Source organism: Opitutaceae bacterium (assembly GCA_015075305.1).
Taxonomy (GTDB): domain Bacteria; phylum Verrucomicrobiota; class Verrucomicrobiia; order Opitutales; family Opitutaceae; genus UBA6669.
In genome coordinates this window covers 226,688-243,496 of the sequence record JABTUS010000005.1, presented here as the reverse complement: position 1 = coordinate 243,496, position 16,809 = coordinate 226,688, and the positions used below count along the sequence as shown (strand labels likewise).

17 protein-coding genes are annotated in these 16,809 nt (G+C 60.8%); 11 read left to right on the top strand and 6 right to left on the bottom strand.

All coding sequences use genetic code 11. From position 1 onward, the window contains the following. Nucleotides 1-4: 4 nt before the first annotated feature. The 3 genes from HS122_11575 (at nucleotide 5) to HS122_11565 (ending at nucleotide 3,586) form a co-directional block, all read left to right on the top strand. Entirely contained in the window at nucleotides 5-862 is an 858-nt protein-coding gene (locus tag HS122_11575; GenBank protein MBE7539040.1) for a DUF1593 domain-containing protein, read from the top strand. Between the two features lie 281 nt (nucleotides 863-1,143). After that, nucleotides 1,144-1,539 (top strand): MFS transporter, encoded by a 396-nt coding sequence (locus HS122_11570; protein MBE7539039.1) that lies wholly within the window; start codon nucleotides 1,144-1,146, stop codon nucleotides 1,537-1,539. 187 nt (nucleotides 1,540-1,726) lie between these two features. Continuing rightward, complete coding sequence (locus tag HS122_11565; protein ID MBE7539038.1) at nucleotides 1,727-3,586, top strand: endo-1,4-beta-xylanase; 1,860 nt, start codon at nucleotides 1,727-1,729, stop codon at nucleotides 3,584-3,586. A gap of 17 nt (nucleotides 3,587-3,603) precedes the next feature. Here HS122_11565 and ffh read toward each other — a convergent pair whose 3' ends face one another. Further along, on the bottom strand, nucleotides 3,604-4,947 hold the full coding sequence (gene ffh, locus HS122_11560; protein ID MBE7539037.1) for a signal recognition particle protein: 1,344 nt from the start codon (nucleotides 4,945-4,947) through the stop codon (nucleotides 3,604-3,606). 138 nt (nucleotides 4,948-5,085) lie between these two features. On the opposite strand from ffh, the gene HS122_11555 reads away from it, so the two are divergent. From HS122_11555 to trpS, 5 genes are all read left to right on the top strand, one after another. Further along, nucleotides 5,086-6,138, top strand: coding sequence for a 3-deoxy-D-arabino-heptulosonate 7-phosphate synthase (locus HS122_11555; protein MBE7539036.1), 1,053 nt, complete (start codon nucleotides 5,086-5,088; stop codon nucleotides 6,136-6,138). Between the two features lie 306 nt (nucleotides 6,139-6,444). Beyond that, nucleotides 6,445-7,494 carry an NAD(P)-dependent oxidoreductase gene (locus HS122_11550; protein MBE7539035.1) on the top strand — a complete coding sequence of 350 codons (1,050 nt, stop codon included), beginning with the start codon at nucleotides 6,445-6,447 and terminating at the stop codon, nucleotides 7,492-7,494. Between the two features lie 3 nt (nucleotides 7,495-7,497). After that, a complete protein-coding gene (locus HS122_11545; GenBank protein ID MBE7539034.1) occupies nucleotides 7,498-8,544 on the top strand; it encodes a dihydrodipicolinate synthase family protein in 1,047 nt (348 codons plus the stop codon). Nucleotides 8,545-8,618: 74 nt separating this feature from the next. Then, nucleotides 8,619-9,302, top strand: coding sequence for a UDP-N-acetylglucosamine diphosphorylase (locus HS122_11540; protein ID MBE7539033.1), 684 nt, complete (start codon nucleotides 8,619-8,621; stop codon nucleotides 9,300-9,302). A 72-nt stretch (nucleotides 9,303-9,374) separates the two neighbouring features. Next, a complete protein-coding gene (gene trpS, locus HS122_11535; GenBank protein ID MBE7539032.1) occupies nucleotides 9,375-10,343 on the top strand; it encodes a tryptophan--tRNA ligase in 969 nt (322 codons plus the stop codon). An 18-nt stretch (nucleotides 10,344-10,361) separates the two neighbouring features. Here trpS and HS122_11530 read toward each other — a convergent pair whose 3' ends face one another. The 5 genes from HS122_11530 to HS122_11510 form a co-directional block, all read right to left on the bottom strand. Continuing rightward, on the bottom strand, nucleotides 10,362-10,994 hold the full coding sequence (locus HS122_11530) for a 1-acyl-sn-glycerol-3-phosphate acyltransferase (protein MBE7539031.1): 633 nt from the start codon (nucleotides 10,992-10,994) through the stop codon (nucleotides 10,362-10,364). A 33-nt stretch (nucleotides 10,995-11,027) separates the two neighbouring features. Next, complete coding sequence (gene cmk / locus HS122_11525; protein ID MBE7539030.1) at nucleotides 11,028-11,708, bottom strand: (d)CMP kinase; 681 nt, start codon at nucleotides 11,706-11,708, stop codon at nucleotides 11,028-11,030. Continuing rightward, nucleotides 11,708-13,015 (bottom strand): 3-phosphoshikimate 1-carboxyvinyltransferase, encoded by a 1,308-nt coding sequence (gene aroA, locus HS122_11520; protein ID MBE7539029.1) that lies wholly within the window; start codon nucleotides 13,013-13,015, stop codon nucleotides 11,708-11,710. The genes cmk and aroA overlap by 1 nt, the downstream gene beginning before the upstream one ends. Nucleotides 13,016-13,077: 62 nt before the next feature. Further along, complete coding sequence (locus tag HS122_11515; GenBank protein ID MBE7539028.1) at nucleotides 13,078-13,926, bottom strand: prephenate dehydrogenase/arogenate dehydrogenase family protein; 849 nt, start codon at nucleotides 13,924-13,926, stop codon at nucleotides 13,078-13,080. Nucleotides 13,927-13,932: 6 nt separating this feature from the next. Further along, the gene (locus HS122_11510; protein ID MBE7539027.1) at nucleotides 13,933-14,346 is read right to left on the bottom strand and encodes an EVE domain-containing protein; all 414 of its coding nucleotides are present in this window, start codon (nucleotides 14,344-14,346) and stop codon (nucleotides 13,933-13,935) included. 31 nt (nucleotides 14,347-14,377) lie between these two features. Here HS122_11510 and HS122_11505 point away from each other — a divergent pair, with 31 nt between their 5' ends. The 3 genes from HS122_11505 (at nucleotide 14,378) to HS122_11495 (ending at nucleotide 16,582) form a co-directional block, all read left to right on the top strand. Further along, entirely contained in the window at nucleotides 14,378-14,521 is a 144-nt protein-coding gene (locus HS122_11505; protein ID MBE7539026.1) for a hypothetical protein, read from the top strand. Next, nucleotides 14,518-15,525, top strand: a complete 1,008-nt coding sequence (locus tag HS122_11500; GenBank protein ID MBE7539025.1) for a TRAM domain-containing protein — start codon at nucleotides 14,518-14,520, stop codon at nucleotides 15,523-15,525. The genes HS122_11505 and HS122_11500 overlap by 4 nt, the downstream gene beginning before the upstream one ends. A 634-nt stretch (nucleotides 15,526-16,159) precedes the next feature. Beyond that, entirely contained in the window at nucleotides 16,160-16,582 is a 423-nt protein-coding gene (locus HS122_11495) for a hypothetical protein (GenBank protein MBE7539024.1), read from the top strand. Nucleotides 16,583-16,809: the final 227 nt, after the last annotated feature.

Below are 16,809 nucleotides of genomic sequence, written 5' to 3'. Positions count from 1 at the left end.
GGCCATGCGTTTCATCTCAAGGATCAGACTCTGCCAGAACAGTTGGCAGGACACGGGCGCGGTCTGGCTGTGGAAGAATGTGCCGGAGCTCTTTTTCATTCAATTCCGTCCACTCGGGGCTGCGATGTACCTGGCGGGCGACCCGGCGTTGAGGGACGGAGACTGGGTGCGGAAACACGTGTCTCAGGGACACGGCCCGCTGGGAGCGGGCTATCCTCCTGCCAATGCCACCGGGAAGAGAGAGCTACGTGTCAAGGAGGGCGATTCGCCAACGTTTCTCTACCTCCTGTCCACGCTCGGACTTTCCTCGCCCGAGCATCCCGAGTGGGGAAGCTGGGGTGGGAGATTCCGCCTGATTGATGGTGGGGGGCGCAGGCATTACGCGCCTGCGGAGGATGATCTACCGGGAACAGTGGATTCGCGGAAGCGTTTGCAATGGACGCTCGCGCGATGGCAGCGGGCGTTCGCCAGCGATTTCGCGGCGCGCATGGACTGGTGCGTGAAACCGCGGGAGGAGGCAAATCATGCGCCGCGGGCGGTAGTGGACGGGGATGGCTCTGCGGGGATCATCCAAATAGTCGTGCGAGCTGGCGAGCGGCTTGCCTTTGATGCCGGAGGCTCGGGCGATCCTGACGGCGACCGCCTGCGCTTTCGCTGGTGGCAATACCGCGAAGCGGGAACGTTTCCTGGCGTTGTGGCACTTGAGGGCGCCAATTCTGAAAAAGTGCAATTGGCCGCTCCGGAGGCGGAAGCCGGACAGACTGTGCACCTGATCCTGGAAGTCACCGACGAAGGCGAGCCTTCGCTCACCTCCTATCGCCGGATTGTTCTGACTCTGTCTTCCTCTCTTGCGGTTGACTGAAGGTAGGCATTTTCGAATTCAATGCTTCTATCAACGAGCATATCAAAACGGATCAACTAGCGGAGAGCCGATCGCCACTTTCTGTCGACAAGGCGAATGGAATCAGTGTGGGTGTTGGTTGGTTTGGAGCGATGATTGCCGAGAAGCAAGCATCAGCTTGAACCGGGACATCCATGAACACTGCAACCGCGAGCTGCCCCCTGCCCGTCCGTCCGGTCCGTGAAACGACACCCGCGGATGTCGTCTCGCGCCGGCAGCGCTGGGGCGTCGGGATCGGCAGGATGGTGGAGGACGCGAGTCAGAACGCGATCCACCTGCTCAATGCACCGATCCTCAACATGACGCTTGGCATGAGTCCGGCGGCGCTCAGCACGCTGGTGTTCCTGCAGCGCGCGTGCGACGCGTTCACCGATCCGATCGTCGGGGCGTACTCGGACAACTTCCGTTCGCGCTGGGGTCGGCGTCGCCCGCGGATGCTCGTCACCGCGCCGCTGCTGGCCGCCTGCTTCGTGGCGATCTGGTTTTTTCCGCGCGGTGCGGGGCCCGTGCACCTGTATGCGCACGTGATAGTGTTCTATTCCGCGCACTCCCTGTACTGCGTGCCACTTGCGGGGCTCGCGCTCGAGGCGACCGATGATTGCCACGAACGCACACGCCCGGGACTTTGGCGGCCATGAAATACGCCTGCGGCGCGAAACAGCGGGAGATTTCGCCTGGTGCGAGCACCTGCCTTGATGGGCAACCGTTTCGTCATTGCGCCCGGAGTTGGCGTGATTGTCCTGATGCACAAGACATGACCAGCAGCCGCCTGCTGCGGCGCCTCACATTTCAGCAAACCCAATGATCCATCATCGACTCCCGTTCGTGCTTCACATTGCTCTTCTTGCCGCGCTTCTTGCGTCAGGCTGCCACAGTGGAGAGGGATATGGCAAAGCGTCCGTGCCCGCAGCTGCAGGGCCCCCGAGTGCTGCGACAGTCACGGAGCTTCCGGCCGGGAAGTCGCTGCTGGCGGGGGATCCGCTGCAGGTTTTTGTGCCGGACATCGATATTGCCAAGAAGGACGCACGCATCGCGGTTGTCGATGCAAAGGGGCCCGGCTTTTCACGCGCCTGGCGTGTGGACACGATGACGGACACCGTGATGCCGTGGCATGTGGATCTCACGGCGCGGATTCCATTCGCCGTTCGAAAGGGGGATGTGGGCATCGTTCGTTTTTTCGCCCGCGCACTAAAAGCATCAGATGAAACGGGCAAGGCGCTTGTGGAGGTCACACTCCAGGGCCTGGGAGGAAGCCGGCTGGTGAGTCATGTTGGCGAATTTCCGGTCGGAAGGGAATGGCAGGAGATTTTCGTGCCTTTTGAATGGCTGCACGACCTGGACGCCCGGGACGGAACGGTTGGTCTGCGTTTTGGATACAAGCGGCAGAGCGTGGAGGTTGGAGGCATCACCGCGGTCCACTACGGACGCTCCGTTGCGCTGACGTCCCTGCCGCAGACCCGGCTTTCCTATCCCGGACGCGAACCCGGAGCGGCCTGGCGTCAGCAAGCACTCGATCGCATTGAACGGGTGCGCAAGAGTGACATCAGTCTGCACGTCGCTGATGCCAGCGGGCGCCCGGTGAAGGGAGCATCTGTGCGCATCGAGCAGACGCGCTCGGCGTTTCAGTGGGGGACGGCGCTCGACATGAAACGGCTTGTCATCGATACGCCGGACAATCTGCGCTATCGGGAGGTTGCGCTGGAACTGTTCAATTCAGCCAGCACGCACAATGACCTCAAATGGTCGGCGTGGGAGCGGGGAGGAAGCGAGTTTTCGCATGCCCAGACGCTGGCGGGCCTGCGCTGGTTGAGGGAGCATGGTTTCCATACGCGCGGCCACGTGCTCGTGTGGCCCGCCCAGAAGCACTTACCCAGTGAAGTTCGCGCGCTCTTCAACACGCCGAGGCAGGGCGAGATACCCGGCATCGTGCTCGCCCACATTCACTCGATCACGCGCGCCACAAAGGGGCTGCTGGACGAATGGGACGTGCTGAACGAGCCCTATACCAATCACGAGCTGATGGATCTTTTTGGGGATGAGATCATGGTGACTTGGTTCAAGGCGGCCCGGGAGGAACTTCCGCACGCAAAACTCTATCTGAATGATTTCTCAAACGATGACGCCAAGGCGGATCCCGCGCACGTGGCGCACTTCGAACGCACGACGCGTTTCCTGCTCGATCATGGTGCGCCGCTCGACGGACTGGGCATGCAGGGGCACTTCAGCAGCCGTCCGAACGCACCTGAGAACATTGTCGCGACGCTCGACCGGTATCAGAAGGAGTTCAATCTCCCTGTTCGTTTCACCGAGTTCGACATCCCGACCAGCGACGAGCAATTGCAGGCGGACTTCACCCGCGACTTTCTGATAGCCGCGTTCAGTCATCCGAGCGTGGTCGGCGTGCAGCACTGGGGCTTCTGGGAAGGCCGCCATTGGAAGCCGCCGGCGGCCATGTTTCGAACGGACTGGTCTGAGAAACCCAACGCCAAGGTCTACAAGGACCTGGTGCTGCATCAGTGGCGCACAAACCTGACAACGAAAACCAATGCCAGCGGCCAGTGCACCGAGCGAGGATTTCATGGCGACTATCGGGTGACGATCATGGTGGATGGCCGAAGTGTGGAAAAGACATTCAGCCTTGCCCCCGATTCGAATGTAGAGTGGCGGATCGTGCTGCCGGAATAGCCGCTTCTGGGAACTGTTTAGAAGCGCGGCATGCCGCCGCGGCCCTGCATGGCCTGGAGCTGGCGCATCATCTTCTTGTCGCCGCCACCCTTGAACATGCGCATCATTTTTTGCATCTGCTGAAACTGTTTCATGAGTTGGTTGACCTCGACGACCTTCACGCCGGCCCCATTGGCGATGCGCAGGCGGCGGTTGCCATTCAAGATATCCGGCTTCCGTCGCTCCTGCGGGGTCATTGAATGGATGATGGCCTCGGTCCGAGCCATGCTTTTCTCCGCATCGCCGTCGAGTTTCACCCCGTTCATACCGGGCATCATCTTCAGGATGCTCTCCATCGACCCGAGCTTCTTGATCTGCTGCATCTGGGCCAGGAAGTCCTCGAGCGTGAAGTCAGCCTTGCGGAGCTTCTCCGCCATCTTCTCCGCCTCCTTCTGGTCGATGGTTTCCTGGGCGCGCTCGACAAGCGACACCACGTCGCCCATGCCAAGGATGCGCGAGGCGAGGCGGTCCGGGTAAAACGTGTCGAAGTCCGCGGGTTTTTCACCAGTGCCGATGAACTTGATGGGCACGCCCGTGATCGCCTTGATCGAGAGCGCGGCGCCGCCGCGGGCGTCGCCGTCGAGCTTGGTCAGCACGAGCCCCGTGAGCTTGAGCGCGTCGTGAAACGTCTTCGCCACATTCACCGCCTCCTGGCCGAGCGCGCCATCGGCAACGAGCAGGATTTCATCCGGCTCGACCTTCGCGGACAGACGCTTCACCTCCTCGATCAAATCCTGGTCGATCTGGAGCCGCCCGGCGGTGTCGAGGATGATGCAATCCGCCGTGAGCTGACGGGCCGCGTTCAGCGCCGCAACACCGATGGCGGGCACGTCGCGCGAGGCGCGGTCGCAATAGAACGCGACCTCCTCCTGCTTCGCGAGAATCTCAAGCTGGTCAATCGCCGCAGGGCGATGGATGTCGCACGCCGCGACGAGCGGCCGGTAGCCGCGCTTCTTGAGGTGCCTCGCCAGCTTGACGGTGGAGGTTGTTTTTCCCGAACCGTGCAGACCCACCATCAGGATCTTGAGCGGACGCGCACCCGACAGGGCCGTTGCGCCCTCGCCGAGAAGGGATACAAGTTCGTCATGGATGATCTTGACGATCTGCTGGCCTGGGGTGACACCCACGAGGACCTGCTGGCCCATGCACTTGGTCTGGACACGTTCGACGAACTCGCGAGCGACCTTGAAATGAACATCCGCGCCGAGCAGCGCAGTGCGCACTTCCTTGAGCGCCTCCGCCATGTTTTCTTCGCTGAGTTTGCCAACCCCGCGAAGGTTGCGGAGGGCGTGTGAAAGTTTTTCGGTGAGAGATTCGAACATGGCTACTTACAGGTTGAAGGAATCCGGCTCGTTGAATCGACGCAAAACTTCTGCGGGGGGCGGGTTTGACGACGACCGCCACTCAATTTCATTCTGTCAATTCATGCATTCCTGTCTAGGTTGCCTCCCCCTGACGCCATGATCCTTCCGAAGAACCACAAGCTGACCAGCGAGCAACTCGCCGAAGTGACCCACATCGTCGAGGCCTTTGGGTGCCAGATACAACCGATCATCGGGGCTGTTCGGACCATCTATGCGATTGTGGGCGATGAACGCGACGATCTCATGATCACCCGGCTCGAGGGGCTCAGCTACGTCGAGCGGATCGACAAGATCCAATCGCCGTTCAAGCTCATGGACAAGCGCTCGGACTTGTCCTCGCACAAGATCAGGCTCGGCGGCGTGACGCTCGGCGAGGAACTGCTCGTTGTGGCCGGGCAGTGCACGATCGATCCAAAGAATCCCACCCTGCTCTATGAAACCGCCGCCGCCGTGAAGGAGGCGGGCGCGCATGTGCTTCGCGGCGGAGTCTGGAAGCCGCGGACAAATCCGTATGCATTTCAAGGCGACGCCAAATCACTCGACATCCTGATGGAGGCCCACCGCCGCACCGGACTGCCGGTGGATGCGGAGGTGATGGATGAAAAGCAGCTCAAACTCGCCCTCGATGCCGGCGTGCACATGCTGCAGGTCGGCGCGCGCAACGCCCTCAATTATTCGCTCCTCCGCGCCATTGGCCGGGCGGTGACGGATCGCCCGACGGTCGTCCTTCTGAAGCGCAGCCTGCACATGGGGCCGCTCAATGAATTTCTTTCGGCGGCCGAGTACATCGCGTCATTCGGCAATCCCAACATACTGCTCTGCCCGAGGGGCACGGCGCCGACGCTGGATGGCTATCGCAATCACCCGGACGAGAGCATCACGCCGCTCCTGAAGGAGAGGACCTGGGCTCCCGTGGTGGTGGACCCCTCGCACTCGGTGGGCAAGGCCGTGTATGTGCCGGCATGCGCCCTCGCCGCGGTCGCCTATGGCGCGGACGGACTTTGCATTGAGGCCCACGTGCAACCGACGAAGGGAATCGGCGACGATCCCAAGCAGGCGCTCACTCCGGATGTTCTGGCGGAAACCATAGGCCAGGCCCGGCAGATCTGGACGCTGACGCACGCCTCAAGACAGGAGGCGCGCGTGTGAGGGCTGTGGAGATGTTTCAGAAAAAATGGGAAGGGAACGCATTCCCGAATCCTGCCGTTGCAGGCCCGCTTGATTTTCTGCAGGAGCGCTCCGGTCTCCTGCTGAACCGGTGCGCCAAAGAGCCGCAATCAAGCCGATTCGATCACTGAGGTGAACCGAGCAACGCTGAAAAGTAACCGTGCGGTTATCAAAGTTTGCACCTAACGAGCGCTCCCTCAGTCATTTGTCGGCTTTGCTGGCATTCTTCGTGAAAGACGGCTTGAAGCCGTGCGCAAACTCGAACCGACTGGAACGGTTGCGTTGCGCATGACTGCCAAAAACGATTTCCAACCCGCCCTGCCGTGCCGCCCCGAGGATGCGGATGATTTTCTTTCCGCGCCATTGGAAAGCACAATCCGTTTGGTGGCGGGGCTTCAGGGACCGGTCCTGGTTCTGGGTGCCGGCGGAAAGATGGGACTGCATCTGTGCCGCATGCTGCAAATGGCGTCGGTTGCCGCAGGTACAAATCTGAAGGTAATCGCCGTTTCACGCTTCTCGACGCTTCGTGACCAGGACAGCTTCACCGCGACGGGGATTGACGTCGTGTCCGCCGACCTTTCCGTCCCCGAGCATGTTGCCCGCCTGCCGGACGCACCGGTGGTGTTTTTTCTGGCGGGGGTGAAGTTTGGGACGGCGACATCGCCCGAGCTCCTTGAAAAAATGAATGTCGCCATGCCCCGGCTCGTAGCCGAGCGCTACCGGCATGCGCGCATCATCGCGTTTTCCACGGGTTGCGTTTATCCCTTTGTTGAGCCCGCCTCGGGTGGAGCGAGGGAGTCCACGCCGACCGACCCGGTGGGGGAGTACGCGAAGTCCTGCCTCCAGCGCGAGCAGGCGTTTGTGGAAGCATCGAAACGCTGGGGGACGAAGGTTGCACTGATCCGGCTGAACTACTCGGTTGAATTTCGCTACGGGGTGCTTGTCGACATTGCGCAGAAGGTGAGAAACAGGGAACCCGTCGATGTGACGATGGGCTACGTGAACCTGATCTGGCAGCCGGATGCGCTGAACCAGATCATTCAAACGATCAGCATCGCCGGCAGTCCGGCCGTGCCCATCAACATCACGGGGTCGGAGATTCTGCGCGTGCGGGATCTTGCCGGGCGCGCCGGTGAACTGCTGGGTCTGGAGCCGGTGGTCACGGGAGTTGAGGCGCCCACAGCCTGGCTCAGCAATGCGGGGTGGTCCCACCAGCTGTTTGGCGCGCCCAAGACGTCGGTTGAAAGCATGCAACGCTGGATTGCGGCCTGGCTCGCCAATGACGGCGGGACTTGGGGCAAGCCAACCGGATTTCAGACGCGCGATGGGAAGTTTTGAGCCATGAACACGATTGCCGAAATCCGTGAACACCTTCTTGAAGGCCATGTCATTCCAGCGCTTCCCCTGGCGCTTGATCGCAGGCGCCGCTGGACGGAGCAACGCCAGCGCGCGGTCATGCGCTACTATCTGGATGCCGGCGTGGGTGGCATCGCGGTTGGCGTGCATTCCACGCAGTTTGAGATTCGCGAGGAAAAGCACGGGCTGTACCGCCCGATTCTTGCTCTTGCTTCCGAGCAGATTGATTCCTGGGTGCCTCTCCGCAAACAGGCGCGGATCAAGATTGCGGGACTGTGCGGGCTCACACCGCAGGCCAGCCGTGAGGCCGGCATTGCGCGCGAGCTGGGTTACCATGCCGGGCTTCTGAGTCTGGGAGCCTGGAGCGAGGCTGCGGAAAAGGACATCGTGAGGCACTGCCGGGAAGTGGCCAGGAGCATCCCGCTGGTGGGCTTCTATCTGCAGCCGTCCGTTGGAGGCCGCCTTCTCAGCCATCGATTCTGGAGGGAATTTGCAGAGATACCGAATGTCGTGGCAATCAAGATGGCGCCGTTCAACCGCTATCAAACGCTCGATGTGGTTCGTGCGGTGATGGCGTCTGGGAGGGACGACATCGCCTTGTACACCGGCAATGACGACAACATCATTGTCGATCTGCTCACCCGCTTTCGATTCTCGGGGAAGGAACGATTCATCGTGGGCGGGCTTCTCGGGCAGTGGGGTGTTTGGACAGAGAGGGCGGTCGCCATGCTGAAGGACATCAAGCGGGCGCGCGTCAAGGGAAAGCTCGATGCCGTGTGGCTCGATCGCAACGCGGCGCTCACCGATGCGAATGCCGCCGTGTTTGACGCCGCGAACCGCTTCGCCGGGTGCATACCGGGAATCCATGAAGTCCTGCGGCGCCAGGGCATTTTTGAAACGATCCACTGCTTGAATCCGCATGAGCGACTTTCGCCGGGACAGGCGGCCGAGCTGGATCGCGTCTCCAAGGCCCACGCCTGGCTGGTCGACGACGAATTTGTCGCGGCGAATCTGGAGCGTTGGCTGGCCTGAGAGCGGGCTGGTTTAAGGGCGGAAAAAAGCCGCTGGTTCTCAGCCGGCTTTTCGACTTGGATGCTGTTTTCCCGATGAACGCCTCCGTGTTTTTCGCCCTTCCGGATTCGCTGTCAGCCTTCGCGGAGGATTTCACGTCCGACGCCCTGCCTTGGGATTGGTTGAAGGCGATAGGGCCGGCCGCGGCGCGCGCTTCAAAGAGCGCTGCGCGACGGACGGATTTGCCGCCCGGGGTGCACGTGGAGGGGGATGTCCGTATCGATCCCACGGTCAGGCTGCCGGCGCATGCCACCTTGATCGGACCCGCCTGGATTGGTGCGAATACCGAGATCAGGCCGGGAGCGTTCGTACGGGGAAACGTCATTGTCGGCAGCGGCTGCGTCCTCGGAAACTCCTGTGAATTCAAGAACTGCCTGCTGCTCGATGGCGTGCAGGTGCCGCATTTCAGCTATGTGGGCGACTCCGTCCTTGGAAACAGGACGCATCTCGGCGCGGGAGTGATTCTTTCCAATCTGCGGCTCGACCAGAAGCCCATCACGCTGGCGATTGACGGGGTGGTCTATCAGACCGGGCTGCGCAAGTTCGGCGCAATTCTAGGCGATGGGGCGGAGGTGGGTTGCAACGCGGTGCTCAATCCTGGCTCTGTGCTGGGTAAGCGGGCGCTTGTCATGCCCACAGTGCCGTTTTCGGGCTATCTGCCAGCCAATACGATCGCCAGGATTCGTGAGGCGGTCGTGCAAATCCCCCGGCGCGATTGAATCGCGTTTGTATCCCGCGGAGAATTCCAGGTTTGAGATTCGTCAGGGAGACAGGAAGCATCGTCCCTTTCCATGCCAAGAACGCTAACCGGTATCCAGCCCTCGGGCACCCTGCACATAGGCAATTACTTTGGCGCGATGCGCCCCGCGATCGACGCCCAGGCGAGCGGGGACTGCTACTATTTCATCGCGGACTATCATTCGATGACGTCGCTGCTTGACCCCGCTCAGCGTAGAAGGAACACACTGGATGTGGCGTTGGACTGGCTGGCCTGCGGGCTGGATCCGGAGCGCTGCGTCTTCTGGAGGCAGAGCGATGTGCCAGAAGTCACCGAGCTCACATGGATCATCGGTACGCTGACACCGATGGGGTTGCTCGAGCGTGCGCACAGCTACAAGGACAAGACCGCCAAGGGCATCGCTGCAAACTTCGGCCTCTTCGCGTATCCCGTGCTGATGGCCGCTGACATTCTGCTGTACGACACGCACCGCGTGCCGGTGGGACGTGACCAGAAGCAGCACGTTGAGATGACTCGCGACATCGCGATCAAGTTCAATCAGACCTACGGCGAAACACTGGTGATTCCGGAGCCGGTGATCCGCGACGACGTTGCGGTGGTGCCGGGGCTCGACGGTCAGAAAATGAGCAAGAGCTACGGAAACACGATCGACATTTTCGGCGAGGAGAAGGCCACGAAAAAACGCATAATGGGTATTGTGATGGATTCCCGCACGCCGCAGGAGCCCAAGCCGGACGCCGACCGCAATGTTGCGATTCAGCTCCTGAAACTTGTCGCCCCTGGCGAGGTGTCGGTGGAGACGGAGCGACGTCTCCGTGAAGGCGGATTGGGGTATGGTGACCTGAAGAAGCAGTTGTTCGAGCACATCTGGAGTTTCTTTGCCCCCTACCGGGCGAAACGTGCCGAACTCGCGGCCAGCATGGACTACGTCGAGAAAATCCTTGCGGATGGGGCGGCACGCGCGCGCGCCACCGCCAGCGGTGTCCTGCGGCGTGCGCGCAAGGCGAGCGGGCTGGAGTAGACGCGCTGCCGCGACTGCTCAAATCACGGGGTATTCCGGCATGCGCAGTCGCGATATGGAGCCCATGATTCGTTCGCTGGCGCGCTGGTAGCGATCGCGCCCGGCGCCCGGATCGTCGTAGTCTTTTGGTTGGATGACGGGCCCGAAGACCACCGAGATGCGCGTGCCCACGCGCAGTTTTCCCCCGCGTCCAAAGGCCAGGTGCGAATTGAAGATGCGGGCGGGCAGCACCGGCGCCTGGGTCTTGCAGGCGATCAGCCCCACACCCGGCTTGGCCGGCTGAAGGCTGCCGTCAGGGGATCGGGTGCCTTCGGGGAAAAGAATCAGCGCCTTGCCCGACTGGAGGGTCTGCAGGACACGACGGATGGCTGCGACATCGGAACCGCCGTCGCGGTCCACGGGGATGGTCCCGACTCCGTCGAGCCACCACTGGGCGATGCCTGGTTTCCAAAGCGTTTTTCTCGCAAAGAAGGCCATTTGCCGCGGAACCTGGGCGCCCACAAACGGCGGGTCGAGGTGGCTCGCATGATTGCAGGCCACGATGAACGGACCGGTGACGGGAATGTTGGATGTTCCGCAGACCTCGCCGCGAAAGAACATCTCGTACGCGAGCATGCACAGGTAGTGGAAAAACCCGTACATGGGCTCCATCGCGATCTGGTCGTAGCGGCGGCTCATCGTGATTCAGCGACGTCCCGTCTGGAGTTTCTCGGCGATGCGCGCCGAGACTTGGAAGACGACCTGTTCGAGGGAGAGATGGGTGGAGTCGATGGCAATGGCTCCGGGAGAAATTGTCAGCGGTGCGGTTTTGCGCGATGAATCGAGCCGGTCGCGTTCGGTGATTGAATCAGCCTGTCCCTGTTCCGCGCGGCGGCGGGCGCGCTCCTCCGGATCAGCATGGAGATAGAAGCGCAAGTCGGCGTCGGGGAAGATCACCGATCCGATGTCCCGTCCCTCCATGAGCAGTCCGCGGAAGCCGAGCCGGCGCGCCACATCAGCCTGTCCCCTTTGGTATTGAAGCAGCGTGGATCGAACTGCGGGCAGCGCCGCGAAATGGGAGACGGATGCATTTACCTCGGGACTGCGTATCTCCGTGCCGGGTATCCGCCCGTTGACTTCCAGCGAGGCCTCGGATCCTGTCACTTGCGTGCCAAGCGAGAGTCTTGTCAGCGCGGACTCCACGGCCAGCGGGTCGGACGGAGAAACTCCCTGTCGAAGCATCTCGGCGGTTATGGCGCGGTAGTGCGCGCCCGTGTCGACGTGCAGCAGGGGAAAACGCGCCGCGAGTGCGCGCGACGTTGATGACTTTCCGGAGGCCGCGCCGCCGTCGATGGCGACGATGAGAAAGGGAGAGGTAGAGCCCATCAGGCCGGCAACGATTTTTGCCGCAGCGAGGCGAGCAACTCGAAAAAGTGCGGGAAGGTTTTGGCACAGCAGGCGGGGTTTCGAATGGTGAGCCAGGGCGAACCATTTCCGAGGAGATTGCGACATCCGAGAATGCCGAAGCTCATGGCGAAGCGATGATCGCCATAGGTCTCGATGACATGTCCGGTACGCAGGGGGCGTGGGGTGATGGTCAGGGAGTCTTCGGTTTCGATCACATCCTGTCCCAGGCGGCGAAGCTCGGATGCCATGCCGGCTACGCGGTCGGTCTCTTGTTTGCGCGTGTGCGCGATGCCGGAGATGTGTGTCGGACCCTTGAGGAGCGGGGCGATTGCTGCAAGGGTCAGGAACGTGTCGGAAATCTCGTGGAAATCCTCGGAGAGAGGCTGTCCTTCCGGCCGCAACCGCACGCGCTGCATGACATCGAGGAACGCGGAGTCTCCCTGCAAGCCGGCACCCGGAGGGCGCAGGCCGGGGAGGGCGAGAGATCCACCCACGACGAGCGGAAGAGCCTGGAAATAGCTGGCGGCGGTGGCGTCGGGTTCGACGACGCACATCTCGGGCGCGCGATAGACCCTGGGCGCGATGGCGAAAGAGGACCTGTCCTGCGGCACCGGCACGTGGACGCCGAACTCCGCCATCAGCCGGAGAGACATTTCCACAAAGGTCCACCTTACCGAGCCGGCAAGTTCGATTTTGACGGGTCCTGGCGAACGAGGCGCGATCATCAGCAGTGCCGAGAGCAACTGGCTGCTCTCGCTCGCATCGAGGCGGACCCTGCCGCCACGGAGTCCGCCGCCATGGATTTCCAGCGGGAAAAATCCCTCCTCGCCCAAACACTTGATGCCTGCGCCGAGGGAACGAAGGGCATCTATGAGCGGGCGCATCGGGCGCCGGCGCATCTGCGGAACGCCGTCGATCCGATACACGCCGCGAGGGGCTGCCGCGCACAGGGCCGTGAGGAAACGAGCGGCGGTGCCGGCAAGGCCGACAAAGAGTTCAGTCGGATTTTGTGCAGTGCTGGACGCGGGATAGGCCTTGTCCTGGCCGTGAAGTTCAATGGTGCCGGTCGCTGCCTCAGTGACAACGGTGAAACCCATTGCGCGCAGTGCGGAGGCCATCAACTCGGTGTCCTCGCTGAAAAGAGCTCCGGCAAGTCTTGCGGGATTGGCACTCAGTGCAGCTAGCAGGAGCGCGCGATTGGTCAGGCTTTTGGATCCAGGAAGGACAGCCTCACCCCGGACTGGGTGGGTGAAGGGTGCGACGGGAAGCAGTTCAGGCAAGGTCATGAGACAAGCGGCGACCAGCGTGACGCGGGTGGAGTCGGAGCCAAGGGAGAAACGACGGTGGCCTAGGGGCGGAAGGCATCGCGGTAGGCCTTGCCGCGCTCGATCCTGGACTCGACCTCGATCCAGTCTCCGTTGGCCAGCGCCGCGTGGAAAGACTCCATCTCGGATTGGAAGCCGCGCAGTGCGCGCAGAATTTCGTCCCGATTGTTGCGAAGGATTTCAACCCAGATGGCCGGGTCGCTTGCTGCAATTCGTGTCGTGTCGCGCAAACCACCGCCGGAGAAGTTTCTCCATGGAGCGGGGCGCTGTGAGAGGAAAGTGCAAAGCGTGCTGGCGATCACCTGCGGCAGGTGACTGATGTGCGCGACAATCTCATCGTGTTCGTCGGGTGATAGCGTCGCTACACTCGCACCGAGATCGCTCCAGAGTCGGCTGACGATCTCCAATGCGGCGGCATCCGTTGAAGGAAGCGGGGTCACGAAGCAGACGCGGCGTAGAAAAAGCTCGGCGGAGCCGTTTTCCCAGCCGGTCTTCTCGCTTCCCGCCATGGGATGGGAGCCGACAAAATGAGCCTGGATGCCGAGAGCATTGGTGCAGGCGCGGACCAGTGATCCCTTGGTTGAACCAACGTCGGTCACGACACTTCCGGGCTTCAGATGCGGAGCGATGGCACGCGCCAGTTCGACGATCCTTTCAACGGGTGCGGCGAGCACCACGACGTCTGCTTCGCCTGCCGCGATTTCCGGAGTCGATGCAATTGCATCGCACCAAGGTTGTTTCGCAACCTGCAAACGAACTTCCGGGCGTCGGGCCCAGATGACAATGCGCCGTGCGGCTCCACGTGCCCGTGCCGCCATGGCCACGGATCCACCGAGCAGGCCAGGCGCGAGTATGGCGATTGTCTCAATCATGGCAGATCAGGATCCTATTTCGAGAATGGAGTCGAACTCCTTCCTGGACACTGGCACGACAGAAAGGCGTGTGTGCCGGATCAAGAGCATGGATTGCAGGTCTGGCTCGGATTTGATCTGGGTGAGCGTCACAGGTTTGGGGAGCGCCTTGCCTGCCTTGAGCTCGACGGCGACCCAGGATTCTCCGGTCTCTGAGGTGGGATCGGGAAAAGCTGCCCTTGAGACCACGGCCACACCCAGGACAGCCTTGATGTCGCCACTCGCGTAGAACAGAACCTCATCACCCTTGTTCATGGCTTTCAGGTTGTTTCGCGCCTGGTAGTTGCGCACTCCCGTCCAGTCGGTTTTGCGATCGGCCACAAACCGGGCCCACGGGTAGGAGTCGGGTTCTTGTTTAACGAGCCAGTATTGGATTGTCATGGAGGGGCGACATAGATGCGCTGACTAGAGAATGGAGCCGAGCGAGGATGAAAAGGGAAAAGCCCAGCGGGTGGTGTGGTTGCTCTATCTGCTGATGCTGGCGGGGGTGTTCCTGCCGTTGCTGTTTTTCGCTCTGCACGGTTGCGAAACGCCGACTCCGCCCGTCAGCCGATGAACCGAACCTTGGTGCCCATACGCGTTGTTTTCATCGCCCTTTGCGCGGCGGGGGGGTGGCTGGTGTGTTATACCATTGCAGACTGGGATCGCTTTCAGCTGCTGGCGACGTTCATGGGTTTCTCGATCGGCGTGCTTGTCGTTCTGGTGGATTTGCTGCTTCGAGGTTTCTCCCTGCGTGGACTCAGTGCCGTGACCTTTGGCCTCGCGATCGGCTTGCTGATCGCGCAACTCCTGGGGGCCTCGCCGCTTTTCGACCAGGGAGATCCTGAAGTCATCCACCTCGTGCGACTGGGTTTGTTTCTGGTATGCGGATATCTTGGTGCGGTTATCGCGCTGCGCGGAAAGGATGAGTTTAATCTTGTCATTCCGTACGTGCGGTTCGTGAGACACGAGGTGGATGTTCCGCTGGTCGTTGTGGATACGAGCGCATTGATCGACGGCCGCGTGGCGCGCGTCTGTGAAGCTGGGTTCATGGGCGGCGCGCTGATCATTCCGCGTTTCGTGCTCAACGAGGTGCAGTCGATTGCCGACTCCTCGGATCCGCTGCTTCAGGGGCGTGGACGTCGTGGGTTGGAGGTGTTGAATGAGCTGCGCCAGATCAAGCGACTCGACCTGCGAATTCACGAAAGTGAAGCGAAGCGGAGCGATATTGAGGCGAAGCTTGTGTTTCTCGCGCAATCCATGCGTGCCAAGCTTCTGACGACCGACTACAATCTGGCGAAAATGGCGGAGTTTCATGGCGTCGCATGGCTCAATCTAAACGCGCTCTCAAAGTCATTGAAGCCCGCGCTGCTGCTGGGCGAGTCGGTGGAAGTTGAACTGATCAAGCCGGGCAAGGAAGAGAACCAAGGGGTCGGTTACCTCGAAGATGGATCGATGGTGGTGGTAAGCGACGGACGTTCTCACCTGGGGCAGACGGTGCAGGCCGAGATCACCAGTGTAATTCCATCTGCCGGAGGCAAGATGGTGTTTGCGCGCATCAATTCGAACCTCCGCTCGTGATTGCTTGAAGGGGATTCAAGGTGAAGTCATTTGGAATAAGGCCGATGACGAGTGGAACGGACTGATTCGAGTGACAAGGTAGTGGCGATTGAGAAAGGAGCTGGTAGGTGTTTCAAACGGCCACCAGCCGTGAGCGGCGGCAGATGTGAAGAATCCCATCACATTGCCGATGAGCACGCTTTAATGTGTTGCGGGCTTGAGCACGCCATAGCGGCTCCACCCAGTATCGTGCACCGAAGCGGCATCGCGGCCTGACGTGATGGAAATGTGATTGGTTACACTGGCCGATGGGAGAGATGCGACAGAGATCTTGTTGAGTGCGCCAACTCAGGCAGCGGGATTCATTTTCAGTTTCGCGCGGATGGTTGGTGGTGATCTGCAAACTTTGGATCTACCTGTCCCTAATTCTGACTAGCCAGATTTCGCCAACTGGAGTGATTTGATGAGCCACCACAATAGCCTGTCCCTGATCGAATGAGGAGGGACAGGCAAATATCGGGATGGGTGAGTATGGACACACCTCATTTGGGGTGTTTGGGCGCTTTGCAATTGAGGTAAAAAGGGATGGATTCGCGGCATGAGAGGGTGTCGCATCAAGATCGTGGCGGAGGAATGCGAGGGAATCTATCAGTGCATGACTCGGTCCGTGGATGGGGAGATGTTGCTTAATGACGTTGCAAAGGATGTGTTGCGCAAACAGTTGTGGCAGGTGGCGGACTGCTGCGGCGTTCGGGTTGTCACGTATGCAATCCTTACCAACCATTTTCATGTCTTGGTGAAGGTGCCGCGGAAGACGTTCATTCCGGATGATGAGTTGCTCAGACGATTTCATGTCCTCTATTCAAGTCCAACGCGGTATCAGATGACGCGGTTGGAGGTCGTCAAAGCGCAGTTGGAGGCGAATGGTCCTGAGGCTGTGGCGTGGAGAAATCGACAGAACGCACTGATGGGGGATGTTTCGCAGTTCATGAAGCTGCTCAAGCAGCGGTTCTCGATCTGGTTCAACAAGACGCACGATCGCACGAACGAATCCCGCCCACATAGGGTGACGCCGTGAAAGCGTTTGTACCAGTCACCTGTCGGAAAAATTGGATTATTTTCGATCCAGCGAAGAATCTGCTGGAGCGCCTCCATCGGGATTTCCCGCTCTCGCGTGCGGCGCAACAATAGATGGCCCAAGTTTGGCCCAGGGTCAAGAGTCGCCCCTTCGGGAATTGTGCTTCGGGCAGTTGGGGACGAAGTGTTTCAATCCTTGGGGTGGGACGCTGATGCAGGAGAATGCGA